Raw genomic sequence first — 22,126 nt, 5'->3', positions numbered from 1 at the left:
CAGCGTCCGGACCGGAGGATGATCCGATGAACAGCCACCCACCGACCGCCGTTCCGGTGGCCGGGACGCAGCCGCAGCCGTGGAACCGGCAGCGGCTGCGCAGCAACAACGAGTGGCTGCTGCTGGAACTGCTGCGCACCGGCGGCCCGTCCTCGCGGGCCCAGCTCGCCCGTGACACCGGCCTCTCCAAGCCCACCGTCTCGACCGCGCTCGCCACGCTGGAAGCGGCCGGGCTCGCCCGGGAGGCGGGCCGCTACGTCCCCGAGCGCGGTCGCACCGCCGTCCTGTACGAACCGGACCCGACGGCCGGGTACGTGCTCGGCGCCGACATCGGCCGGGCCCGGCTGCGGGTGGCGGTCGCCGACCTCGCCGGCACGATCGTGGCCAGGCGCGACGTGCCCAACAGGGGCCGCACCGCCGACGCGGTGGCCGACGCGGTCGTGGCGGCGGCCCGGGAGACCACGACCGAGGCGGGTCTGACGGCGGGGGAGATCGTCCACGCGGTGATCGGCACACCCGGCGTCTGGGACGAGGAGCAGCGCGGCGTGCGGTACGCCACCAGCCTGCCCGACTGGGGCAGACCCGGGCTGTTCGACCGGATAGCCGCCGGTCTGGAGACCGGGATCACCGTGGGCAACGACGCGAACCTCGCCGCCCTCGGCGAGTACACCCTGGGGGCGGGCCGCGGGAGCGGCAGCCGGATGTTCGCCTACCTGCTGGTCGGTACCGGGCTCGGGGTGGGGGTGGTCAAGGACGGCGAACCGCTCACGGGAGCGCACGGTGCCCTCGGCGAGGTCGGCCTCGTCCCCCTGCCGCCGGGGCCGGACGGCGAGCCGGGCGGCACGATCGAGGAGGCGACGGCCGCCGACGCGATCGTGCGCACGGCACTGGACCTGGGCATGCCGGGGCCGCTCACGGCGCGGCAGGTGTTCGAGGCGGCCCGGGGCGGTGACCCGGCCGCCGCTGTCGCCGTCCGCCGCGCCGCCGGGCAACTCGCTTACGCGACCGCCGTGTTGTCGGCGGTCCTCGACCCCGATCTGGTCGTCCTCGGTGGCGGCGTCGGCGCCAGCGCCGACCTCCTGCTCGAACCGTTGGAGCACGCCCTCCGCGGGCTCACGGTGATGCGTCCGGCGCTCGCCCCGAGCCTGCTCGGCGACGAGGCCGTCCTGCTGGGCGCCGTCGCCACGGCGCTGGACATCGCCCGCCCCGAGGTCTTCGAACGCCGCTCCGCCCCGGTCGACTGACCGTCGGTCGGGTGGCGGCCGGACGCGCCGTCGGCCGGATCGCCGCACCCGGGCGGCGACCTGGCCACCGGAACCTCGGGTGGTCAGATCCCGGGGCCGTAGCCGGGGTCCGGCCGGTGGCGGGGGGCGTACCACTCGGCGAGTCCCCACGCCGCGAGCGCGAGCACGGCCACGGCCGCGAGCGCCGCGAGCCAGGGACGGGGCACCCACCTCGCGACCAGCGCCCGGGCGAGGAGCGGTACCAGGACGCCACCGAGCGCGATGAGTGGCAGATCGACGAGGAGCACGCTCAGATCGCGGGCATGACCCTCGAATCCGCCGTCGACACGGAGGGCGGCCCGCGGTGCCCACACGAGGACCCCGGTCGTCGCGCCGAGGCCGGCGAGAAGGCATCCGGTGCAGCCCCCGGCCCTGGGGTCCACCCGGACGGTCCGTCCTGCGGGGCTTTCGCTCATGCCCACGACGGACGCGGTGGTGCGCTGCGCGGTTCCGGCGGGGCCACCTGGCCGGCGCGCGGCGCTCGTCTTCGCGCGGTCGTTCGCCTCCGCAGGTCGGGGACGACCGATCCACGATCACGGGCCGGCTGCCAACCAGGCGGTCGCGGCGGCGGTGACGACGAGTCCGACGTTGAGTGTGATCCGGCGGTCTCCGCCCGTCAGGTGAACGGCGATCGCACCGGTCTGCAGGAGTACGAAGCCGATGGCCGCGGCCGGCGCCAGCCAGGGAGCGGTGCCGGTCAGCGGTGGCAGGACCAGACCGGTCGCGCCCAGTATCTCGATCGTCCCCAGCGCCCGCAGGGCCGGCAAGGGCGTGCGGTCGACCCAGGCCATCATCGGGCGGAGTTGATCGCGGTTGCGGATCACCTTCAGCGTGCCCGCGTAGAAGTAGAAGAGCGCGAGCAGTCCCGCGACGATCCAGTAGGCGATGTTCATGGTTCCCGTTCATGGCCCCCGGATCGCGGGGGCCTGTCGATTGCGTCGATCACGTCGATCACGTCGATCACGTCGATCACGTCGATCACGTCGATTGCTTCAATTGCCAGGGAAGCCCTGGAGTGGGGCGGCTGGGCGGCTCCGTCCCGTCGGGTTCAGGCGGGGTCGGTGGCGGGCCGTGTCGCGTAGCGACTCATCGCGTCGACGTTGGCCTGCGGCGTCAGCGGCCGGCCGTCGGCGAGCGACTCCTGAAGGTCTCGGAAATACTGCACGTACAGGTCGGGCGTGAAGGTGCTGAGCATGACAGCGGGTTGGTCCGTCAGGTTGGCGAAGGTGTGCGGGGTGCCGGGCGGAACCATCACGAGCGTGCCCGCGGCGGCGTCGTAGTCCTCCTCCCCGACGGTGAACCGCACGGTGCCGGACAGCACGTAGAAGCCCTCGTCGTGTCGGCCGTGTCGGTGCTGCGGCGGGCCCTGCGTGTGCGGGGCGAGGACGGACTCGGCGATCGCGAGGCGGTGGCCGGTGTGGCTGCCGTCCTCCAGAACGCGCATGCGCGTGGTACCCAGAACGATCGTCTCGCCGTCCAGGGGACCCACCACCGAGATGACGGGGTCGGCCTGCGGTTCGGTGCCCTTCGCTTCTTCGGTCATGTTCACGAGTGCACCGCCGGGAGCCCGCCGGTGTCCAAGACCCGTTCCGCGGCACCGATACCCGGTGGGTATCGTTGCAGCGTGGAGCTGCGGACCCTGCGCTACTTCGTGGCGGTCGCCGAGGAACGTCACTTCGGCCGGGCCGCCACCCGGCTGCACATGAGCCAGCCGCCGCTGAGCCGCGCGATCAAGCAACTGGAGACCGAGATCGGGGCTCTGCTCCTCGCCCGCTCGACCACCGGCGTCACGCTCACTCCGGTGGGCGCGGTGCTGCTCGACGAGGCGCGAGCCCTGCTCGACCACGCCGACCGCGTCCGGGTACGCGTGAGCGCGGCAGCCGGCGTCGAGACCCTCACCGTCGGCATCCTGGGCGACGGCACGGACCCGGGAGTGGCCAGGCTGGCTGCGGCGTACCGCCGCCACCACCCCGGCCTGGACATCCGCATCCGCGACACCGATCTGACCGACCCGACGTGCGGACTGCGCGCCGGACTGGTCGACGTCGCCCTCACCCGGGCGCCGTTCGACGAGACCGCCCTGACGGTGCGTACGCTGCGGGCCGATCCGGTCGGCGTCGTGCTGCGCGCCGACGACCCGCTGGCCCGCCGTGACCGGCTGCGGCTGGCCGAGCTGCGCGACCGCCGCTGGTTCCAGTTCCCGCAGGGTACCGACCACATCTGGCAGGAGTACTGGAACGGCGGCAGGCCGCGTGAGGGACCAGTCGTGCGCGCCGTCCAGGAGTGCCTGCACGCTGTGCTGTGGAACGGCACTGTCGGCCTGGCGCCGCTCGGGCACGACCTGCCCGCAGAGTTGACCGTGGTGCCGCTGATCGACATGGCACCGAGCCGGGTGGTGGTTGTGTGCAACAGAGGGGAAACCAGCCCGTTGATCCGATCATTCATCGAGATCGCCACAGCAGCGTTCCGCCACTGAGTACCGACCGTGCCTCGTTCCTCGCCGAGGGAGCCGGCACGGGGCGCCGACAGCCGTGCAGACAACCTCCGGCGGCAGCCCGACGGAGAGCGAGTTGTTGATCGACTCACCACCGTAGACGGAGACGAAGTCCCGGTAGTCCGCCGGGAAGGGAGTGCCCCACCTGTGGGCCGCCTCGTCCCGGTCGACGGGATCGCCGGCTCCGGCGTGCGGTGGCAGGATCCCGGACAGTCGGGCAACACTCGGGTGCATCGGTCGTGCCTCTGGGAGAGCTCGGACACGGCCCTGCCGAGCGTTCGCATGTGCGCGGGGCCCACCACAAGACCGTGCTTGCCGAGTTCCGGTTCGGGGACGGTCGAGGGGCGGCTCGGCCGGGTGTCTCGGCGGGATGCGGGCGTGGGGGCGGGCGTGAGGGCGGGCGGTGCAGGGAAGGAAGTTAGAGAGCTTTACTTGATCCTTCGTCGACGACTCCACCGGAGGTCGCGTGTCCCCCCGCTTCGCTCTCCTCGCCGCCGCGGCGGCGACCCTGCTCGCGCCCGCCGTTCCGGCGGCGGCCTTCGCGGCCCCCGCCGCGCAGACCGTCGACGTCTCCACCGCGGCCCAGTTGAAGGCCGCGCTGGCGGAGGCCGTGCCCGGGCAGACGATCCGGCTCGCCCCCGGTGAGTACCGGGGCGCCTTCGTCGCCCAGCGGCCGGGCACCGCCGACAAGCCCGTCACGCTCACCGGGCCGCGCACCGCCGTCCTGGTCAACGACGGCCCCTCCGGCTCCGCCCCCTCCTGCCCGGCGCCCACCTCCGGCTGGGACTCCGGCTACGGGCTCTGGCTGTACGGCGCGTCGAACTGGAACCTCACCGGCTTCACCGTGAAGGACTCCAAGAAGGGCGTGGTGCTGGACGGTTCGCCGCACGTGGTGATCGACGGCCTGTACGTGCACCATATCGACGACGAGGGCGTGCACTTCCGCCGCTCCTCCGCCGACGGGGTGCTCCGCAACGCGGTCGTCGAGTACACCGGCCGGGTCCAGCCCGAGTACGGCGAAGGCGTCTACCTCGGTTCGGCGAACTCCAACTGGGGCTGCCACGGCAACAGCAACGGCGCGGACCGCTCGGACCGGGTGCTGGTGGAGGGCAACCGCATCGGGCCGTACGTCACGGCCGAGGGGGTCGATGTGAAGGAGGGCACCTCGGGCGGCACGATCAGGGGCAACACGTTCGACGGGCGCGGCATCAGCGGCCAGAACTCCGCCGACTCGTGGGTCGACGTCAAGGGCAGCGGCTATCTGATCGAGGGCAACAAGGGCACGTTCTCCTCGCCGGGGACCTTCGCCAACGGTTACGAGACGCACAATCCGGCCACCACGCCGTCCTTCCCGAACGGCTGCGGGAACGTCTGGCGCAGCAACACCTCGGACCTCGGCGGTGTCGGCGCGTACGCGATCCGGATCACCTCCGTGTCCGCCTGCTCCGGACGCCCCAACGTGGTGTACGCGTCCAACACCGTTGCGCGGGCGACTGCCGGCTTGACGAACATCCCCGTCACGCCCTGATCGGTGGGCCGGGGCGTGACAGAAGTAGGGCTGTATGTGATCGAATCTGCCCGATGATCGACTCTCTGTGATCGCCAGATCTCGATCTGCTCACAAGTGCTTGAACGATGGACATGTCCGGTGGAAGAGCTGATTGACTCACGATCCTCTTTCAAGTGGAACGGAGCGTTCACGTCCATGCCTTCACGGATGCGCGGCGGTCGTCGCGGCCTGGCCGCCGTCGCCGGACTCGTTTTTACCGTCGGTCTCGCGCTGACCGGTTGTGACCCCACGACGGCGGACACCGTCACCTCGGCCGCCACGACGTCCGCCACCGCGGCTGCCACCGTCCCCGCGACCGCGCCCGAACCGGTGGTCCCGCCGACCACGCCCGCGCCCGTCCAGCCGACGACCCCGCCGGCGCCGACCGCCGCGCCGACCACGGACGTCGCGGTGCCGCCCCCCGCGGTCGCGCAGCCGCCCGCGCCGCAGACCCAGCCCACCAAGCCGGTCCAGCCCGCCGCACCGGTGACGCCCAAGGCGCAGCCGACGCCCACCAAGGCGGCGCCGCAGCCCAAGGTGACCACGGCCCAGCCGCCCACCGACCCGGAGCCGCCGGTCGCCGAGCCGAAGGCCCCCGAGACCAAGGCGGCTGCGGCCGGGGACTGCGAGATCCGCTCCAACGCGGGCAACTGCTACAAGGCGGGCCAGTTCTGCCGCAACGACGACCTGGGCAAGAGCACCCACGAGGCCGGTGGCCGGGTGATCACCTGCCGGATGGTCAGCGGAAAGCCGCACTGGCAGGTCTGACCGGACGGCACCCCGCGCGGGCCGCACCCGAACGCAGAGTGCGGCCCGCGCGGTGTCCGGCCCACCGTCGTAGGAACCGGGCCGAGCGGGGACGGCCCGACCGGCTCCCGACGACCTGCAGCGCACCTGCGGCGTGGCCTTCGTCCACGGCGGCCCGCAGCCTGCCCGTAGCCGCGCGATGGTCGCAACTCCGGTTCCGGCGGCGCCCGCAGGAGCGCGCGCACGACCGACAGAGGTGTCACAAGTGCGCGTCCTACGCGTTCGGGTCCCACTCCGCGAGCTGGTCCATCGGCTCGGTGTCGCCCGTGATCTCCAGGCCGTCGAGCGGGATGCGCGCGTAGAAGTAGAGGACCAGTTCGCTCGCTGCGCCCCGGATCGCCAGGTCGCCCGGCTCCGCGTCGGCGGCGAGGTCGTCGCAGTGGACGCCGTCGGCGTTGAGGGTCAGGCGCCAGGAGCGGCCCTCGGTCGCGTGCAGGTCGATGGTCGCCGGCTTGAACGGCCATGGGACGGTCGTCGCCGAAACGGTCGTCAGGAACTCGTCGACGCCCTCGACCGCGACGTCCGTCGGCAGCGGCTGCGCGGCCCCCTGAGTGAGCTGGACGTCGTAGGTGTGGACGGCGATCTCCTGGATCTGGTGCCTGGCCAGGGCTCCGCTGGTCTCCGGGGCCTGCGAGCGGCCCCACCAGGTCCAGCAGCCGCGGTCCGGGCCGGCCTCGCGCATCGCGTCGAGCATGAGCCCGGTCGACTCGGCGAGCCAGGCGTCCAGGGCTTCGCGGTCGCGGGGCGCGGTCGGGGCGCCCTTCGGGTCCGTCTTCGCCGGGGGCTCGGCGCCCGGGCCCGCCGCGACGATGGCGGCCTGGCGGCGGCGGCCGTCGCCGAGGTGCTGCGCCAGTTCGCGCAGCGTCCAGTCCGGGCAGGCCGGGACCTGGACGTCGAGGTCGGGCGCGGACGCGATCGCGGCGCGGAACGCGGCCGAACGGTCTTCGATCAGCCGCAGGACCTCGGGGAACTCCAAAGTGTTTTGCACCCCGGTTGTGTATCACGGCGCTCCGGCCGCCAGGTAGCGAATTTGTCCGACGAACGCGTCGACGGCCGGGCGGAGCGCCGGGGCCGAAGCCGTCCTGAAACGCCGCGCACCGCTCGCCGACGGTGACTTCGACCACTACGTTCGACGAGCAGGACGGCGACGACGTCAGCTGCTCGGCATCTACTCCTCCGAGGCCGAGGCCGAGGCCGGGGTCAGGCCGTGGCCGTGGAGCGGATCCGTGCCTTGAGCCGGGCCGGGTCCGGCGCGGCGGAGACGTCGGCGGATCCGAACACGGAGACGCCCGAGGGGGACTGAAGGGAATCGTTGTCAAACGTTCCGCTCGTCCAACCAGCCGCCTGGCAGCTCGGCGAGCGTGTTCCAGAAGAGCTGTTCGAACGCTTGCAGGAGCCGGCCGTACTCGCGTGCGGCGTCCGTCTCCCGCGCCGTCAGCCCTGCCGCTCCGATCGCCTCGGCGGCGGCCCGTTCCGGCCCGGTGGCCGGCCGGCCGAAGAAGTCGAAGAACGCGCACGCCTCGTCCTCGAAACCGTGGTGGCGGCGGAGCGCTTCGGCGAGGGCTGCGCAGTATCGGCCCCAGGCCGCGAAGTTGGCGACGAGCGCAGCCGCGACGGCGACCGGCCGCCCGTTCAGTGCCAGCCAGGCGAGATACGCCGGGTAGGCCTGGCAGCCGGGCATCGGCGGGCGGGCCACCGCCTCGGCGGACAGCCCGCAGGCGGAACCCAGGGCGGGCAGGGTGTCCAGCGCGGCGCTCTCGCCGTCGGCCAGTGCGGCGAACCAGGCGCCGAGCGGTGCGTCGGCGCAGCGGGTGGCGAGCAGCAGCAGGCTGCGGCGGTCGGAGGTGATGATCCGCTGCTGCTGGGCGGCCAGTTCGGCGAGCACCCCCAGCCGGCCCCGGCCGGTCGCGAACGCCGCCACCAGTGCGGGCGGTTCACCGTCCGGAGCCAACTCGGTCCGGAGGTCGTGCAGTTGCCGTACGATCTGCCCGTCCGTCGCCATCGGTGGTCCTCCGCCTCGCCGCTCCGGCCCCCGCGAGCCATTCCTACCCTGGGGAGCCGCGGGAGGTGCGGTCGACACGGCGGAGGCGGGTGGGAAGGAAGCCCGGCGGGAAGGAAGCCCGGAGGGGAGCGGCCTGCTCAGCGGGGCAGTGTGACCAGCCCCGCCTCGTACGCCAGGATCACCAGGTGGACGCGGTCACGCGCGTCGAGCTTGGAGAGCAGCCGTGTCACGTACGTCTTGACGGTGGCCATCGACAGGACAAGCTCCCCGGCGATCTCGCCGTTGGACAGGCCGCGCCCGACGAGGGTGAGGATCTCCCGCTCCCGGTCGGTGACGCCGCCGATCCGTCGCGCCGCCGCCACCGGCGCAACTGCGGAGGCCGGCGCCGGGGCGGGTTCGGGCCGGCCGGCGAACTCGGCGATCAGGCGCCGGGTGACGCTCGGCGCGATCAGGGCGTCCCCGGCGGCGACCACCCGGACGGCGGCGAGGATGTCGTCCAACGCCATGTCCTTGACGAGGAATCCGGACGCCCCCGCCCGCAGGGAGGCGTAGACGTACTCGTCCTCGTCGAAGGTGGTGAGCACCACGACGCGCGCCGGTTCCGGGCCGGCGGTGACCAGACGGGTGGCCTCGATGCCGTCCATGCCGGGCATGCGGATGTCCATCACCACGACGTCGGGGCGCAGTTCCCCGGCCAGCCGGACCGCCTCGGCGCCGGTTCCGGCCTCGCCGACGACCTCCAGGTCGGTGGTCTCCGAGATGACCATCTCCAACGCGGCCCGGACCAGCGGCTGGTCGTCGGCCAGCACCACGCGGACGGTCATCGCACCCCTCCCGGCACGGGCAACCGGGCCGCGACCCGGAAGCCGCCACCCGTCCGGGGCGCGGCGTGGAACTCGCCGTTCAGCAGGGCGACCCGCTCGCGCAGACCGGCGAGGCCGTAGCCGCTGCCGGTGGTGTTCCTGCGGCCGAGGCCGGCGTCGGTGATCTCGACGGCCACCTCGTCCGCGTTCCGGCAGTCGACGGACACCCGGCAGGACGGGGTGGCCGCGTGGCGGACCACGTTGGTGACCGACTCCTGGATGATGCGGAAGGCGGCGAGGTCGACCTCCGGCGGGAGCGGGCGCCGTTCGCCGTGCCAGTGGACGTCGACCCGCACGCCGGCGGCCGTCGTCGCGGAGGTGAGCCGGTCCAGTCCGGCGAGGCCCGGTGGCCGGTGCGGCGGAGTCGGTTCGGCGCCCGCGTCCGGGGCGGCGCCCGTGCCCGCGTGCGGAGCCGGGACCCGGGCGGCGTCCGTGCCGGCGTGGTCCTCCCGGTCGGCCTGGCGCAGCGCCCCGAGCATCCGGCGCAGGCCGGCGAGCGTCTCCCGCCCCGCGGCCTCGATCTCGGCCAGGGCCTCGCGGGCCCGGTCCGGCCGGGTGTCGATGACCCGCCGTGCCGCGCCGGCCTGTAGTGCGACGATGCCGATGCTGTGCGCCACCGTGTCGTGCATCTCGCGGGCGATGCGCAGCCGTTCGGCGGTTGCGGCCTGGGTGGCCGCCCGGGCGCTCAACGTCTCGGCGTGCTCCCGGGACTGGCGCACGGACCGGCCGACCAGCCAGGCGATGACGGCGACCAGGATGCCCCCGTCCGAGGCGCCGACGCCGGTACCGCTGAGCAGACCGCCGCCGAGCTCGCTGATCATGCCCAGGTGGGCGACCAGCACGCCCAGCACCAACGCGAAGACGGCGCGCGAGGCGCGACGCGGCCGGGTGGCCGCGACCAGGCAGAGCGCGGCGTCGACCGCCAGCAGCGCCGTCGGGGGCAGCTGCACGTCGGAGCGCCAGGTCTCCGTCTGCGCGACGGTGGCCGCGAGCAGGAGGCCCGTGGACAGCAGTGGCCACCGTCGCAGCAGCGCGGCGGCGGTGAACGCGACCAGGGTGGCGAGCACGGTGGTGGTCCAGCCCTGGAGCTCCGGGGGGAGGCCGGGCCGGTCGGACGGGACGGTGTGCGGGCGCGCGCCGACCACCACGAAGGGGTACACCAGCGAGAGGCACCAGGCCAGGGCCGTCCACACACCCGGCGGCACGCGCTTCGCCGGCGGCACGGTCCCCGGCGACGGCGACGGCGGCGACGATGCCGGGGACGTGGACAGGGGCGGGGGGAGCGGCGCTGACATGCGGTGATCGTATCCAGGCGACCGGGCCCCGCCATCGGACCACGGTCGTACGACCAGGGGTGACAGTCCCTCCGGTCGGGTGTCGACCCCGGTCCGATGCCCCGGCGGGCCCGGCCCCGGCACCGTTGAGCCCATGATCGAAGTCCGTGAACTGACGAAGCGCTTCGGCCGCACCACCGCGGTCGACAGCCTCACCTTCACCGTCCACCCCGGCCACGTCACCGGCTTCCTCGGGCCGAACGGCGCCGGCAAGAGCACCACCCTGCGCATGGTCCTGGGTCTCAACGACCCCACCGGCGGCACCGTCACCGTCGACGGCCGCCCGTTCCGGGACCGGCCGCGCGGTCTGCGCCACGTCGGCGCCCTGCTCGACGCGGGCGACGTCCACGGGGGTCGCAGCGGCCGGGCCCATCTGCGGGCACTGGCCCGGAGCAACGCGCTGCCGCGCGGCCGGGTGGACGAGGTGCTGGAGGAGGTCGGGCTGGCCGGGGCGGCGGGCCGCCGGATCGGCGGGTACTCGCTCGGTATGAGGCAGCGGCTCGGCATCGCGACGGCGCTGCTCGGGGATCCGCCGGTGCTGCTGTTCGACGAGCCGCTCAACGGGCTGGACCCGGAGGGGGTGTTCTGGCTGCGCGGCCTGTTCCGACGCCTCGCGGCCGAGGGCCGGACGGTGTTCGTCTCCAGCCATCTGATGAGCGAGATGGAGCACACCGCGGACCGGCTGGTGGTCATCGGGCGCGGCGAGCTGATCGCCGCCGAGAGCGTGGCGGAGTTCGCCGCCCGCGGCACCCGGCAGGCCGTGGCCGTCCGTACCGCCGAACCCGCCGCGCTCGCGGCCGTGCTGAGGGCCGCGGGCGGCACCGTCCGGCCGGAGGGCGGTGACGGTTCGCTCACCGTGACGGGCCTCGACGCGAGCCGGATCGGCGAACTCGCCCTCGAACGAAGGATCCTGGTCCAGGAGCTGACCACCCGTGCGGCCTCCCTGGAGGACGCCTTCAGGGAACTCACCGCCGACAGCGTCGAGTACGCCGCAGGAGACCACCGATGAGCGCGCCCACCACTCCGATCGGTGCCCCGCCCAGGCCCCGGACCGCCACCGTGCCCCGGGCCGGCACCGAGCCCCGCGCCCGGTTCCGCGACCTGTTCGCCGCCGAGTGGATCAGGTTCTGGTCGCTCCGCTCGATGCCGTGGGTGCTGGGCGTGAGCGCCCTGGTCGTCATCGGCGCCAACCTCAAGGCCGCGAAGTACACCTACGACCACACCACCCCCGACGACCCGGTGTCGGCGGCCGGGGCCTCGTGGGCCGCGACGAACGCCTCGTTCACCGTGTTCGCCGCCGACATCGTGATGATCGTCGCCGGCAGTGTCGGCGCCGTCGTGATCGTCAGCGAGTACGCCACGGGGATGATCCGCACCACGCTCGCGGCCGTCCCCGACCGCCGCGCGGTGGTGACGGCCAAGGCGTCCGTCCTGGCGGCGGTCATGCTCGGCTACGGCGGCCTCACCGCGGGCGTGTCGTTCGGCTTCGGCCAGGCGATCCTGTCGGGCCGGCACCTCGGCCTGTCGATCACCGACCCCGGCGCTCTGCGGGTCGTGTCGGCCGCCGCGCTGCTGGCCCCGGTCTGCGCCTTCGTCGGCCTGGCTCTGGGCGTCCTGATCCGGCACGCCGCGGGCACCGTGGTCACCACGGTCCTGCTGCTCTTCCTCGCCCCGGCGTCCTTCTCCGAGAGCAACCGCTGGACGGCCCTCGTCGGGCACGCCATGCCGCTCACCGCCTGGCAGCGGCTGGCCAGGGTCGACCTGACGGAGACGCTCCTCCCGCCGTACCCGGCGACGGTCGGCGGTTCCTGGGCGGCGTACGCGGCCTGGCCGGTCCTCTCCCTGCTGGTCGCCGTGATCGTCCTGCGCCGCCGGGATCTGTGAGGTTCGCGCCGCAGGCAGCCCGGCAGCCCGGCGGCCCGGAGCGCGCGAGCCGGGAGCCCGCAAGGCCCCGGGCGGCCCGGCCGGAGCGCCGCCGGGACCTCGCGGGGTCAGCCGTCCCGGACGGCGATGGGCTCCCCGGTCCGCCGCGACGGGCGGACCCGCCGGACCCGGCGGACCGCCCCCCAGGCGGTGAGCAGCCAGACCGCCGCGGCGACCCACAGCAGCGGGCGGCCGAGCGTGTCCAACCAGGGCACCTGCGCGGCGGCGGCCGTGGAGAGGCACGCCACGGCGGTCATGCCCAGCGGGAAGACCGTGGACCAGCGGCGCAGGTCGTACCCGGTCCGGGGGCGCAGGAGTTCGGCGCAGAGCAGGACCAGGTACCAGGCGAGCGCGAGCGCCAGCAGGACGAGGGTGGTCGTCCGCAGGACGGAGTGCGCCGTCCCCGACCAGACCCCCGACGCGAGCAGCTTGGAACCCGCGAGGGCGGAGATGGCCATGGCCCCGCCCGCGACCCAGTGGTCGCCGGCCCCCGCCGCCACCTGGCGGAGGTCGAAGCGGAACAGCGCGTCCCCGTACAGGACCAGCCCCAGCAGGAACAGCAGCAGGGCCGCCCGGGCGAGCCAGTCGGAGGTCTGCGGGGCGAGGACGGCAGCCAGTACGGCGAGGCCCTGGGTGGCGACGCAGATCAGGAACGCCGCGCCCGGCATCCGCCGCCCGAGGTGGCGCAGCACCGCCGTCAGCAGGACCGGCCAGGCCGCGGCGGCGAGGACGAGCAGCGCGGCGGCCGTCCCGGTCCAGCCCAGCAGGTCGAGCCGGACGCCGAGCACGTCGGTGGCGGCCACCGCCGTGAGGGCGGGCGGGGTCCGCGCGAGGGAGGTCCAGCCCCGCCGGTCGCCGACCAGCAGCGCGGCGAAGCCGGCCGCGAGGAGCAGCCAGATCGCCGCGGCCAGGACGAGGGCCACCGTCGAGAGCACGTCGAAGCCGGTGAGGTGGAAGCCGACCGAGATGATCCCGGTCGCCATCACCACCGCGCCGGCCCCCGGGGGCGGCGCGGCCCACCGGCGGTCGCTGGGCTCGTTCATGACCTCCATGGCAGCGCCCGCGCGCCGGTCCCGCCAGTCGGAACGCCCCCGCACGCCGGTCGGACGGGACGGGACGGGACGGGGCGGGGCGGGACGGGACGGAACAGGGCGGGGTCGGACGGGAAGGCCCCGTGCGGGGGAGGCCGCCCACCCGATGGGACCTCCCGCCGCGCGCGCCGGGCCGCCCTCGGGTTCGATGGGCCCCACGGGCGGGTCCGGAACGGGAAGGTGCCAGGTGCGCGAGCCGACGAGCGAGCCGGGGCAGACGAGCGGAACAGGCGAGGTGGGGCCGGCGGGCGAGCCGGGGGCCCCGCTGCTGCGGGCCGGCCGGTTCTTCCGCCCCGGGACGGCGGCGGCCGACCTGCACAGCGTGCGGATCACCGGCGGACGCGAGTCGGACGCCTTCTACCGGGACCGCTGGAGCCACGACAAGGTCGTCCACTCCACCCACGGCGTCAACTGCACCGGGTCGTGCCGCTGGAAGGTCTACGTCAAGGACGGGATCATCACCTGGGAGACCCAGGCCACCGACTACCCGTCCGTCGGCCCGGACCGGCCCGAGTACGAGCCGCGCGGCTGCCCGCGCGGCGCCGCCTTCTCCTGGTACACCTACTCGCCCACCCGGGTGCGCTACCCGTACGTGCGCGGGACGCTGCTGGAGCTGTACCGCGAGGCGCTGGGCCGGCTGAAGGACCCGGTGCTGGCCTGGGCCGACATCCAGGCGGATCCGGAGCGCCGCCGCGCCTACCAGAGGGCCCGTGGCAAGGGCGGACTCGTCCGGGCGAGCTGGGACGAGGCGGTGGAGATCATCGCCGCCGCGCACGTCCACACCGTCAGGCAGTACGGCCCGGACCGGATCGCCGGGTTCTCGCCGATCCCCGCGATGTCGATGGTGTCGCACGCGGCGGGCGCCCGCTTCCACTCCCTCATCGGCGCCCCGATGCTCTCCTTCTACGACTGGTACGCGGACCTGCCGGTCGCCTCGCCGCAGGTGTTCGGCGACCAGACCGACGTCCCGGAGTCGGGTGACTGGTGGGACGCCGCCTACCTGATGATGTGGGGCTCCAACGTGCCCGTCACGCGGACCCCGGACGCGCACTGGATGGCCGAGGCCCGCTACCGGGGCCAGAAGGTGGTGGCCGTCTCCCCGGACTACGCGGACAACACCAAGTTCGCCGACGAGTGGATGCACCCGCACCCGGGGACGGACGGCGCGCTCGCCTTCGCGATGGGGCACGTGATCCTGCGCGAGTTCTTCGTGGACCGGCCGACGCCGTTCTTCGAGGACTACGTCCGCCGCTTCACCGACCTGCCGTTCCTGGTCACGCTCACCGCCCGGGACGGGGCGTTCGTGGCCGACAAGTTCGTCCGGGCGAGCGACCTGGGCGACACCGGAGAGGGCGCCGAGTGGAAGCTCGCCGTGCTCGACGAGGCGACCGGGCGCCCGGCCGTGCCCAACGGCTCGCTCGGCTTCCGCTGGACCGAGTCCGGCAAGGGCCGGTGGAACCTCGACCTCCAGGACGTCCGCCCGCGCCTGTCGCTGTACGCGGACGGGGCCGCGGAGCCCGTGGAGGTGCTGCTGCCGCGCTTCGACACCGAGGGCGGCGAGCACGGCCAGGGCCGCGGCGAGACCGTCCGCCGGGGTGTGCCCGCGACCAGGCTCGGCGGCCCGGACGGGCCGCTGGTCACCACCGTGTACGACCTCCTGCTCGCCCAGTACGGGGTCGGCCGCGCCGGCCTGCCGGGGCACTGGCCGTCCTCCTACGACGACGGGCGAACGCCCGGCACCCCCGCCTGGCAGGAGCTGCACACCTCCGTGCCGGCGGCCCAGGCGGTGCGCGTGGCACGGGAGTTCGCGCGGACGGCCGAGGAGTCCGAGGGCCGGTGCATGATCCTGATGGGCGCCGGGACCAACCACTGGTTCCACTCCGAGACGATCTACCGCACGTTCCTCGCCCTGCTGACCCTCACCGGCTGCCAGGGCCGCAACGGCGGGGGCTGGGCGCACTACGTCGGCCAGGAGAAGTGCCGCCCGTCGACCGGCTGGGCGACCCTGGCCGGCGCCGCCGACTGGGCGCGCCCGCCCCGGCAGATGATCGGCACCGGGTGGTTCTTCCTCCACACCGACCAGTGGCGCTACGACACCTTCTCCGCCGACGTCCTCGCGTCCCCGCTCGGCACCGGCCGGTTCCGCGGCCTGGCCACCGTCGACCTGCTGGCCCGTTCGGCCCGGCTCGGCTGGATGCCGTCCTACCCGACGTTCGACCGCAACCCGCTCGACCTGGTCGACGAGGCCCGGGCCCGGGGCCGCGACCCGAAGGACCACGTGGTCGACGAACTCGCTGCCGGGCGGCTCGGGTTCGCCTGCGAGGACCCGGACGCCCCCGCCAACTGGCCCCGGGTGATGACGCTGTGGCGGGCCAACCTGCTCGGCTCCTCCGGCAAGGGCGCCGAGTACTTCACCCGGCACCTGCTGGGCACCCACTCCTCGCTGCGCGCCCGCGAGGCCGACGAGTCGGTCCGCCCCCGCGACGTCCGCTGGCACGAGGAGGCACCGGAGGGGAAGCTCGACCTGCTGCTCTCCCTGGACTTCCGGATGACCTCGTCGACGCTGCTGTCGGACGTCGTGCTGCCCGCCGCGACCTGGTACGAGAAGCACGACCTCTCCTCCACCGACATGCACCCGTACGTGCACGCCTTCACCCCGGCGATCGACCCGCCCTGGCAGGCGCGCACCGACTTCGAGGCCTTCCACGCGATCGCCGGGCGCTTCAGCGAGCTGGCGCGCGACCACCTCGGCACCCGGCACGACCTGGTCGCCACCCCGTTCCAGCACGACACCCCCGGCGAGACGGCGCAGCCCGGCGGCGTCGCCCTGGACTGGCGCCAGGGGGAGTGCGCGCCGGTGCCCGGCGCGACCCTGCCGAACCTGACCGTCGTCGAACGCGACTACACCGCGATCGGGGCCAAGATGGCGGCCCTCGGCCCGCTGGTGGAACGGCTCGGCCTGCCCGCCAAGGGCATCGCCCTCCGGCCGGACGAGGAGGTCGAGTACCTCAGGCGCCTCAACGGGGTGGTCCGCGGCGGCCCCGCCGACGGCCGCCCCGCGCTGGACACCGCCGTCAAGGCGGCCGACACCGTGCTGGCACTGTCCGGCACCACCAACGGCCGGCTGGCCACCCAGGGGTTCCGCACCCTGGAGGCCCGTACGGGGCAGGAGATGGCGCACCTCGCCGCCGAGCACGAGGGCCGGCGGATCGGCTACGCCGACACCCAGGCCGCGCCGGTCCCGGTGATCACCTCGCCCGAGTGGTCCGGCAGCGAGGCGGGCGGGCGCCGCTACAGCCCGTTCACCCTCAACACGGAGCACCTCAAGCCCTGGCACACGCTCAGCGGCCGGCAGCACTTCTTCGTCGACCACGACTGGATGCACGAGCTGGGGGAGGCGCTGCCCGTCTACCGGCCGCCGCTGGACATGCACCGGCTGTTCGGCGAACCCGCCCTCGGACCGGACGGGCAGCGGGAGGTGACGGTCCGCTACCTCACCCCGCACAACAAGTGGTCGATCCACTCCGAGTACCAGGACAACCTCTTCATGCTCGCCCTCTCGCGGGGCGGACAGGTCGTCTGGATGTCGGTCGAGGACGCGGCGGCCATCGGCGTCGAGGACAACGACTGGATCGAGGCCGTCAACCGCAACGGCGTCGTCGTCGCCCGCGCGGTCGTCTCCCACCGCATGCCGCCCGGCACGGTCTACATGCACCACGCCCAGGAACGCACCGTCAACGTCCCCCGGTCGGAGACCACCGGGCGGCGCGGCGGCATCCACAACTCGCTGACCCGGGTGCTGCTCAAACCGACCCACCTGATCGGCGGCTACGCCCAGCTCTCGTGGGCGTTCAACTACTTCGGCCCGACCGGGAACCAGCGTGACGAGGTGACGGTGATCCGCCGCCGCAGCCAGGAGGTGCGGTACTGATGTCCCAGCGTGAAGCTCCCGTCGGACGCGTCATGGCCCAGGTCGCCATGGTCATGAACCTCGACAAGTGCATCGGCTGCCACACCTGTTCCGTCACCTGCAAACAGACCTGGACCAACCGGCAGGGCATGGAGTACGCCTGGTTCAACAACGTCGAGACCCGCCCCGGACTCGGCTACCCGCGCCGCTACGAGGACCAGGAGAAGTGGCGGGGCGGCTGGCGGCTCGACCGGCGGGGCCGGCTCCGGCTCAGGCAGGGCAGCCGGCTGTTCAAGCTGGCCTCGATCTTCGCCAACCCCGTGCTCCCCACCCTCCGGGACTACTACGAGCCCTGGACGTACGACTACCGGGCCCTCACCGACGCGCCGCTCGGCGACGACTACCCCGTCGCCCGTCCGCACTCGCTCGTCACCGGCAAGCCGATGACGGTCGAGTGGTCGCCCAACTGGGACGACGACCTCGGCGGCGCGCCCACGTACGGGCCCGAGGACCCCAACGTGGAGCGGATGCGCACCGAGGCGGGCCGCCGGATCCGCTTCGAGTTCGAGCAGAGCTTCATGTTCTACCTGCCCCGGATCTGCGAACACTGCCTCAACCCGTCCTGCGTCGCCGCCTGCCCGTCCGGCGCGATCTACAAGCGCGAGGAGGACGGCATCGTCCTCGTCGACCAGGACGGCTGCCGGGGCTGGCGCCAGTGCGTGACCGGCTGCCCGTACAAGAAGATCTACTTCAACCACCGCACCGGCAAGGCCGAGAAGTGCACCTTCTGCTACCCGCGCGTCGAGGTCGGCCTGCCCACCGTCTGCTCCGAGACCTGCGTCGGTCGGCTGCGCTACCTCGGCGTCATGCTCTACGACGCCGACCGGGTGGCCGCCGCCGCCTCCGTGGCCGACGAACACGACCTCTACGAAGCGCAGTTGGGTGTCTTCCTCGACCCGGCCGACCCCGAGGTGCGGCGGGCCGCCGAGCGCGACGGCATCCCGCACGACTGGATCGAGGCCGCCCGCCGCTCGCCGGTCCACACCCTCATCAGCACCTACCGGGTCGCGCTGCCGCTCCACCCGGAGTACCGGACGATGCCCATGGTCTGGTACATCCCGCCGCTCTCGCCGGTCGTCGAGGAGGTCGCCCGGAGCGGCCACGACGGGGAGGACCCCGGCAACCTCTTCGGTGCGATCGACGCCCTGCGGATCCCGCTCGAATACCTCGCCGAACTGTTCACCGCGGGCGACACCCGCCCGGTCCGCGCGGCCCTCGACCGGCTCGTCGCGATGCGCTCGTACATGCGCTCCGTCAACCTCGGCCGGGAGCCCGACCTCGCCGCGGCCCGGGCCGTCGGTCTCGACGGTCCGCAGATCGACGAGCTGTTCCGGCTGCTCGCCGTCGCCAAGTACGAGGACCGGTACGTCATCCCGACCGCCGCGCGGGCCGACGCCGAGCGGCTGGAGGAGTCCGCCGTCCCCACCGGCTGCGGACTCGACCACGAAGGAGGGCCGGGCATGGGGCCGGACGGCGCCGACGGGCCCGTCGGCGCCGACTCCGGCCGGCGGACCCTGCCGATGGTGACGATCGAGAGCTTCCACGCCCTGCGCAGACGCCAGACCGCCGACCGGACCGACGAGGAGGAACCCCGGTGACCGAGGACCTCGCCCTGGTGCGCCGGGCCGCCGCCGTACTGCTCTGCTACCCCGACCGGGACGCCCCCGGTACCCTCCGGCTGCTGGCGGCGGAGCTCCGGCCGGTCCGCCACCCGGCCGCCGAACCGCTGCGCGCCTTCCTCGCCCGCGCCGGGACGCGCTCCGCCCCCGAACTCGCCGCCGACTACGTCGAGACCTTCGACTTCACCCAGCGCCACAGCCTCCACCTCAGCTGGTGGACCGACGGCGACACCCGGCGGCGCGGCGAGGCCCTGGTCCGGTTCAAGGAGGTCTACCGGGCGCACGGCCTGGAGTTCACCGACGAGGAGCTCCCCGACTTCCTGCCCGCGGTCCTGGAGTTCGCGGCCGCCACCGGCTCGGACGCGCTGCTGCGCGAGCACCGGCCGGCCCTCGAACTCCTGCGGCTCGCCCTCACCGAGCACGGCACGCCGTACGCCGACGTCCTCGTCGCCGTCTGCGCGACCCTGCCCGGACCGTCCCCCAAGGACCGGGCCGCCGCCCGGGCGCTCGCCCGCAGCGGGCCGCCGCGCGAGCAGGTGGGCCTGGACGCGGATCCGCCCTACGGCCACCTCGGCCTGCTCCCCGTCCTGCCCTCCTGAGCGGAGTCCGCCGATGAACACCTTCCTCTGGGGCGTGCTGCCGTACCTGGCCGTCGTGCTACTGGTCTCCGGCCTGGTCTGGCGGTACCGCTACGACAAGTTCGGCTGGACCACCCGCTCCTCCGAGATCTACGAGTCGCGGCTGCTGAACATCGCCTCGCCGATGTTCCACTACGGCATCCTCTTCGTCCTCGCCGGCCACCTGATGGGCCTGTTCGTCCCCGCCTCGTGGACGGACGCCGTCGGCCTGGACGAGCACGCCTACCACCTGGTGTCGCTCTTCGCGGGCTGCGCGGCCGGGTCCCTGGCGGTGGCCGGGATCCTGATGCTGCTCTACCGCCGGCGCCGCAACGCGGCCGTGTTCCGCGCCACCACCCGCAACGACAAGCTGATGTACGTCGTGCTGCTGGGTGCGATCGTCCTGGGACTGGTCGCCAAGCTGATGCACTCCTCGGTGAACGAGGGGTACGACTACCGCACCACCATCGCCCCGTGGGCCCGCAGCCTGTTCACCCTCCGGCCCGACGTCGGGCTGATGGCCGACGTCCCGCTCGCGTTCAGGCTCCACGCGGTGGTCGGTCTGGCGCTGTTCGCCCTGCTGCCGTACACCCGCCTGGTCCACATGTTCAGCGCCCCCGTGCAGTACCTGTTCCGCCCCTACATCGTCTACCGCAGCCGCGACCCGGAGCAGCTCGCCGACCGGGCGCCGAAGCGGGGCTGGGAGCGGATCAAGTACTGACCCCTCCGGCCCCCTCCGAAACCGCTGGTCGCCCCCGGTACGGCCACCGTAGACTCCGGTGCTCGTGACCGACACCAGCATCCCGACCGCCGCCCGCACGGCCGAACCCGCACCCGAGCCCGTACCTGCGCCCTCCCCTGCGGACGGCCTCGCGGGCGACCTCGTGGGCGACTTGGTGGACGGCCGGGCGGGCGACCCGGCGGCCGACCCCGCCGCCGCGCTCCGGCCGGACGCCGAACTGATCGGCGCCGCCGTGGCCGCCGCCGGCCGGGGCATGATCGACCGTGAGACGGTGGCCGAGGTCGTGGCGCTCTGCGCGGTCGCCGGCGAGCACCTGCTGGTCGTCGGCCCGCCCGGCACCGCCAAGTCCGAGGCCGTCCGCCGGGTCGCCGCGCAGCTCGGCGGACGCTACTTCGAGTACCTGCTCGGCCGGTTCACCGAACCCAACGAGCTGTTCGGCCCCGTCGACCTGCGCAGCCTGCGCGAGGGCCGGGTCGAGTTCGAGACCGCCGGCATGCTGCCCGAGGCCGACATCGCCTTCCTCGACGAGGTCTTCCTCGGTTCCACGGCCGTCCTCAACACCCTGCTCGGCCTGCTCAACGACCGCGTCTTCCGGCGCGGCGGAACCGTCCTCGCCAGCCCGCTGCGGGTCTGTGTCGGCGCCGCCAACCACCTGCCGGACGACCCCGCGCTCGCCGCCTTCGCCGACCGCTTCCTCGCCCGCGTGTTCGTGGAGCCGGTCGCCGACGCCCGGCTGGAGGAACTGCTGGAGGCCGGGCGCAGGCCCGCCGCCGCCCCCGTCCGGCCCACCGACCTGCTCGGCGCCCTCGACCGGCTCGCCGCCGCCGCCCGCACCTGCGACCTGGACGACGTCACCCCGCTGCTCGGCGCCGGGCTGCGCCGGCTGCGCGCCGCCGGCGTGCCGATCGGCGACCGGCGGGCCGTCCGATCGCAACGGCTGGTCGCCGCCGCCGCCGTCCTGGACGGCCGTACCACCGCCTCCGCCCGCGACCTGTGGGTGCTGCCGCTGATCGCCCCGACCGCCGACACCCAGGCACTCGCCCGCGACACCCTCGGCGACCTCATCGAGAAGGCCGCCAACCAGAGCCTCGTGCACGCCGCCGAGGAACTGTCGCGCAGTTCGGCCGCGCGCGCCGAACGGCTCACCCGCACCGGGGCCGAGCTGCTCGCCGCCCACCGCGAGCTGCCCGGGGGCCGCGACGCGCGGCTCCGGCTGGAGGCCGCCCTGCGGGAGATCGACGCCGGGTTCGCCCCCGCGGACCTTCCCGCCGGCCTGGCCGGCATACGGGCCGAGCTGGTCGCGGCGGTCGCGCCCTCGTGACCACCGTGCCGCCCGACGCCCCGTCGGCCCCGTCTCCGGCCGTCGCTCCCGCCGCACCGCCCTCCGTCGCTCCCGCCGCCCCGCCCGCCGTCAGACTCGGCTGGGAGCGCCGCGAACCGCCGCTCACCGCCGCCGCCGTCCTCGCCACCGACGAGGCCGTCCCCGCGCTGGCCGCCGCCACCCGGGACCGGATCGCCGACGGCGCCCGGCTCGGCGTCCTCGCCGACGACACCGCACTGCTCGTCCTCGGCGCCGAGGACGACCTCCCCTGGGCGGACGGCGCCCGCTACCTCGGCCACGACGGCGGGCTCCTGGTGCCGACCACCGCCCGGCCCGTCCCCGCCGCCGTCCTCTGGCGCACCGCCCTCGGCGCCGAGGGCGGACAGCTCTGCGTCCTCACCCCCGGCCACGCCCTCGTCGCCGCCCCGCCCGCCCCCGCGACCGACCCCGAGGCTCTCACCCCGTACATCCGGAGGGCCGCCCGGTGACCGCCGGGGCGCCCGTGGAGGCC

At 74.1% G+C, this 22,126-nt stretch carries 20 protein-coding genes; 12 read left to right on the top strand and 8 right to left on the bottom strand.

Going from position 1 to position 22,126, the window contains the following annotated elements:
- The first annotated feature begins 26 nt into the window (after window positions 1-26).
- Window positions 27-1,244, top strand: a complete 1,218-nt coding sequence (locus tag PUR61_RS22405) for an ROK family transcriptional regulator (protein WP_329881088.1) — start codon at window positions 27-29, stop codon at window positions 1,242-1,244.
- An 83-nt stretch (window positions 1,245-1,327) separates the two neighbouring features.
- On the opposite strand, the gene PUR61_RS22400 is transcribed toward PUR61_RS22405, so the two are convergent.
- The 3 genes from PUR61_RS22400 to PUR61_RS22390 form a co-directional block, all read right to left on the bottom strand.
- Complete coding sequence (locus tag PUR61_RS22400) at window positions 1,328-1,699, bottom strand: hypothetical protein (RefSeq protein WP_329881087.1); 372 nt, start codon at window positions 1,697-1,699, stop codon at window positions 1,328-1,330.
- Window positions 1,700-1,816: 117 nt separating this feature from the next.
- Window positions 1,817-2,176 (bottom strand): DoxX family protein, encoded by a 360-nt coding sequence (locus tag PUR61_RS22395; protein WP_329881085.1) that lies wholly within the window; start codon window positions 2,174-2,176, stop codon window positions 1,817-1,819.
- A 155-nt stretch (window positions 2,177-2,331) separates the two neighbouring features.
- Complete coding sequence (locus PUR61_RS22390) at window positions 2,332-2,826, bottom strand: cupin domain-containing protein (protein WP_329881083.1); 495 nt, start codon at window positions 2,824-2,826, stop codon at window positions 2,332-2,334.
- An 81-nt stretch (window positions 2,827-2,907) separates the two neighbouring features.
- Here PUR61_RS22390 and PUR61_RS22385 point away from each other — a divergent pair, with 81 nt between their 5' ends.
- The 3 genes from PUR61_RS22385 (at window position 2,908) to PUR61_RS22375 (ending at window position 6,094) form a co-directional block, all read left to right on the top strand.
- Window positions 2,908-3,759: a LysR family transcriptional regulator gene (locus PUR61_RS22385; RefSeq protein WP_329881081.1), complete on the top strand. Its 852-nt coding sequence runs from the start codon at window positions 2,908-2,910 to the stop codon at window positions 3,757-3,759.
- 484 nt (window positions 3,760-4,243) lie between these two features.
- Window positions 4,244-5,305 (top strand): NosD domain-containing protein, encoded by a 1,062-nt coding sequence (locus PUR61_RS22380; RefSeq protein WP_329881080.1) that lies wholly within the window; start codon window positions 4,244-4,246, stop codon window positions 5,303-5,305.
- A 177-nt stretch (window positions 5,306-5,482) separates the two neighbouring features.
- Window positions 5,483-6,094 carry a hypothetical protein gene (locus tag PUR61_RS22375; RefSeq protein WP_329881078.1) on the top strand — a complete coding sequence of 204 codons (612 nt, stop codon included), beginning with the start codon at window positions 5,483-5,485 and terminating at the stop codon, window positions 6,092-6,094.
- A gap of 253 nt (window positions 6,095-6,347) precedes the next feature.
- Here the strand turns inward: PUR61_RS22375 and PUR61_RS22370 are convergent, their stop codons facing one another.
- The 4 genes from PUR61_RS22370 to PUR61_RS22355 form a co-directional block, all read right to left on the bottom strand.
- On the bottom strand, window positions 6,348-7,121 hold the full coding sequence (locus tag PUR61_RS22370; protein WP_329881076.1) for a maleylpyruvate isomerase family mycothiol-dependent enzyme: 774 nt from the start codon (window positions 7,119-7,121) through the stop codon (window positions 6,348-6,350).
- A 327-nt stretch (window positions 7,122-7,448) separates the two neighbouring features.
- Window positions 7,449-8,135 (bottom strand): transcriptional regulator, encoded by a 687-nt coding sequence (locus PUR61_RS22365; RefSeq protein ID WP_329881075.1) that lies wholly within the window; start codon window positions 8,133-8,135, stop codon window positions 7,449-7,451.
- 137 nt (window positions 8,136-8,272) lie between these two features.
- Window positions 8,273-8,959, bottom strand: coding sequence for a response regulator transcription factor (locus PUR61_RS22360; protein ID WP_329881074.1), 687 nt, complete (start codon window positions 8,957-8,959; stop codon window positions 8,273-8,275).
- On the bottom strand, window positions 8,956-10,293 hold the full coding sequence (locus tag PUR61_RS22355) for a sensor histidine kinase (RefSeq protein WP_329881073.1): 1,338 nt from the start codon (window positions 10,291-10,293) through the stop codon (window positions 8,956-8,958). Before PUR61_RS22355 ends, PUR61_RS22360 begins: the two co-directional genes overlap by 4 nt.
- 133 nt (window positions 10,294-10,426) lie before the next feature.
- Here PUR61_RS22355 and PUR61_RS22350 point away from each other — a divergent pair, with 133 nt between their 5' ends.
- Both PUR61_RS22350 and PUR61_RS22345 read left to right on the top strand, forming a co-directional pair.
- The gene (locus tag PUR61_RS22350; RefSeq protein ID WP_329881070.1) at window positions 10,427-11,341 is read left to right on the top strand and encodes an ABC transporter ATP-binding protein; all 915 of its coding nucleotides are present in this window, start codon (window positions 10,427-10,429) and stop codon (window positions 11,339-11,341) included.
- Window positions 11,338-12,216, top strand: coding sequence for an ABC transporter permease (locus tag PUR61_RS22345; protein WP_329881069.1), 879 nt, complete (start codon window positions 11,338-11,340; stop codon window positions 12,214-12,216). Before PUR61_RS22350 ends, PUR61_RS22345 begins: the two co-directional genes overlap by 4 nt.
- 107 nt (window positions 12,217-12,323) lie before the next feature.
- Here the strand turns inward: PUR61_RS22345 and PUR61_RS22340 are convergent, their stop codons facing one another.
- Window positions 12,324-13,307, bottom strand: coding sequence for a tellurite resistance/C4-dicarboxylate transporter family protein (locus tag PUR61_RS22340; protein WP_443035220.1), 984 nt, complete (start codon window positions 13,305-13,307; stop codon window positions 12,324-12,326).
- A 274-nt stretch (window positions 13,308-13,581) separates the two neighbouring features.
- On the opposite strand from PUR61_RS22340, the gene PUR61_RS22335 reads away from it, so the two are divergent.
- The 6 genes from PUR61_RS22335 to PUR61_RS22310 all read left to right on the top strand — a co-directional run bounded on the left by PUR61_RS22335 (window position 13,582) and on the right by PUR61_RS22310 (window position 22,103).
- Entirely contained in the window at window positions 13,582-17,277 is a 3,696-nt protein-coding gene (locus PUR61_RS22335; RefSeq protein ID WP_329881323.1) for a nitrate reductase subunit alpha, read from the top strand.
- Window positions 17,277-18,914, top strand: a complete 1,638-nt coding sequence (gene narH, locus PUR61_RS22330) for a nitrate reductase subunit beta (protein ID WP_329881065.1) — start codon at window positions 17,277-17,279, stop codon at window positions 18,912-18,914. Before PUR61_RS22335 ends, narH begins: the two co-directional genes overlap by 1 nt.
- Window positions 18,911-19,534, top strand: coding sequence for a nitrate reductase molybdenum cofactor assembly chaperone (narJ, locus tag PUR61_RS22325; RefSeq protein WP_329881063.1), 624 nt, complete (start codon window positions 18,911-18,913; stop codon window positions 19,532-19,534). Before narH ends, narJ begins: the two co-directional genes overlap by 4 nt.
- A gap of 13 nt (window positions 19,535-19,547) precedes the next feature.
- Window positions 19,548-20,273: a respiratory nitrate reductase subunit gamma gene (gene narI / locus PUR61_RS22320; protein WP_329881061.1), complete on the top strand. Its 726-nt coding sequence runs from the start codon at window positions 19,548-19,550 to the stop codon at window positions 20,271-20,273.
- Window positions 20,274-20,337: 64 nt separating this feature from the next.
- Window positions 20,338-21,615, top strand: a complete 1,278-nt coding sequence (locus PUR61_RS22315; RefSeq protein ID WP_329881059.1) for an AAA family ATPase — start codon at window positions 20,338-20,340, stop codon at window positions 21,613-21,615.
- Entirely contained in the window at window positions 21,612-22,103 is a 492-nt protein-coding gene (locus PUR61_RS22310) for a bpX5 domain-containing protein (RefSeq protein ID WP_329881057.1), read from the top strand. The genes PUR61_RS22315 and PUR61_RS22310 overlap by 4 nt, the downstream gene beginning before the upstream one ends.
- Window positions 22,104-22,126: the final 23 nt, after the last annotated feature.

Origin of the sequence: Streptomyces sp. BE20 (assembly GCF_036322525.1) — a bacterium.
In the GTDB taxonomy this organism is placed as follows: domain Bacteria; phylum Actinomycetota; class Actinomycetes; order Streptomycetales; family Streptomycetaceae; genus Kitasatospora.
Note: the sequence above shows the minus strand (reverse complement) of the source record. Positions and strands in the feature narration are given on the sequence as shown.

Excerpts from the sequence above, each read along its gene's own strand:
- PUR61_RS22405 (WP_329881088.1), top strand. The coding sequence starts at position 27 with ATGAACAGCCACCCACCGACCGCCGTTCCGGTGGCCGGGACGCAGCCG.
- PUR61_RS22400 (WP_329881087.1), bottom strand. The coding sequence starts at position 1,699 with ATGAGCGAAAGCCCCGCAGGACGGACCGTCCGGGTGGACCCCAGGGCC.
- PUR61_RS22395 (WP_329881085.1), bottom strand. The coding sequence starts at position 2,176 with ATGAACATCGCCTACTGGATCGTCGCGGGACTGCTCGCGCTCTTCTAC.
- PUR61_RS22390 (WP_329881083.1), bottom strand. The coding sequence starts at position 2,826 with ATGACCGAAGAAGCGAAGGGCACCGAACCGCAGGCCGACCCCGTCATC.
- PUR61_RS22375 (WP_329881078.1), top strand. The coding sequence starts at position 5,483 with ATGCCTTCACGGATGCGCGGCGGTCGTCGCGGCCTGGCCGCCGTCGCC.
- PUR61_RS22365 (WP_329881075.1), bottom strand. The coding sequence starts at position 8,135 with ATGGCGACGGACGGGCAGATCGTACGGCAACTGCACGACCTCCGGACC.
- PUR61_RS22360 (WP_329881074.1), bottom strand. The coding sequence starts at position 8,959 with ATGACCGTCCGCGTGGTGCTGGCCGACGACCAGCCGCTGGTCCGGGCC.
- PUR61_RS22355 (WP_329881073.1), bottom strand. The coding sequence starts at position 10,293 with ATGTCAGCGCCGCTCCCCCCGCCCCTGTCCACGTCCCCGGCATCGTCG.
- PUR61_RS22350 (WP_329881070.1), top strand. The coding sequence starts at position 10,427 with ATGATCGAAGTCCGTGAACTGACGAAGCGCTTCGGCCGCACCACCGCG.
- PUR61_RS22345 (WP_329881069.1), top strand. The coding sequence starts at position 11,338 with ATGAGCGCGCCCACCACTCCGATCGGTGCCCCGCCCAGGCCCCGGACC.
- PUR61_RS22340 (WP_443035220.1), bottom strand. The coding sequence starts at position 13,307 with ATGGAGGTCATGAACGAGCCCAGCGACCGCCGGTGGGCCGCGCCGCCC.
- narH (WP_329881065.1), top strand. The coding sequence starts at position 17,277 with ATGTCCCAGCGTGAAGCTCCCGTCGGACGCGTCATGGCCCAGGTCGCC.
- narI (WP_329881061.1), top strand. The coding sequence starts at position 19,548 with ATGAACACCTTCCTCTGGGGCGTGCTGCCGTACCTGGCCGTCGTGCTA.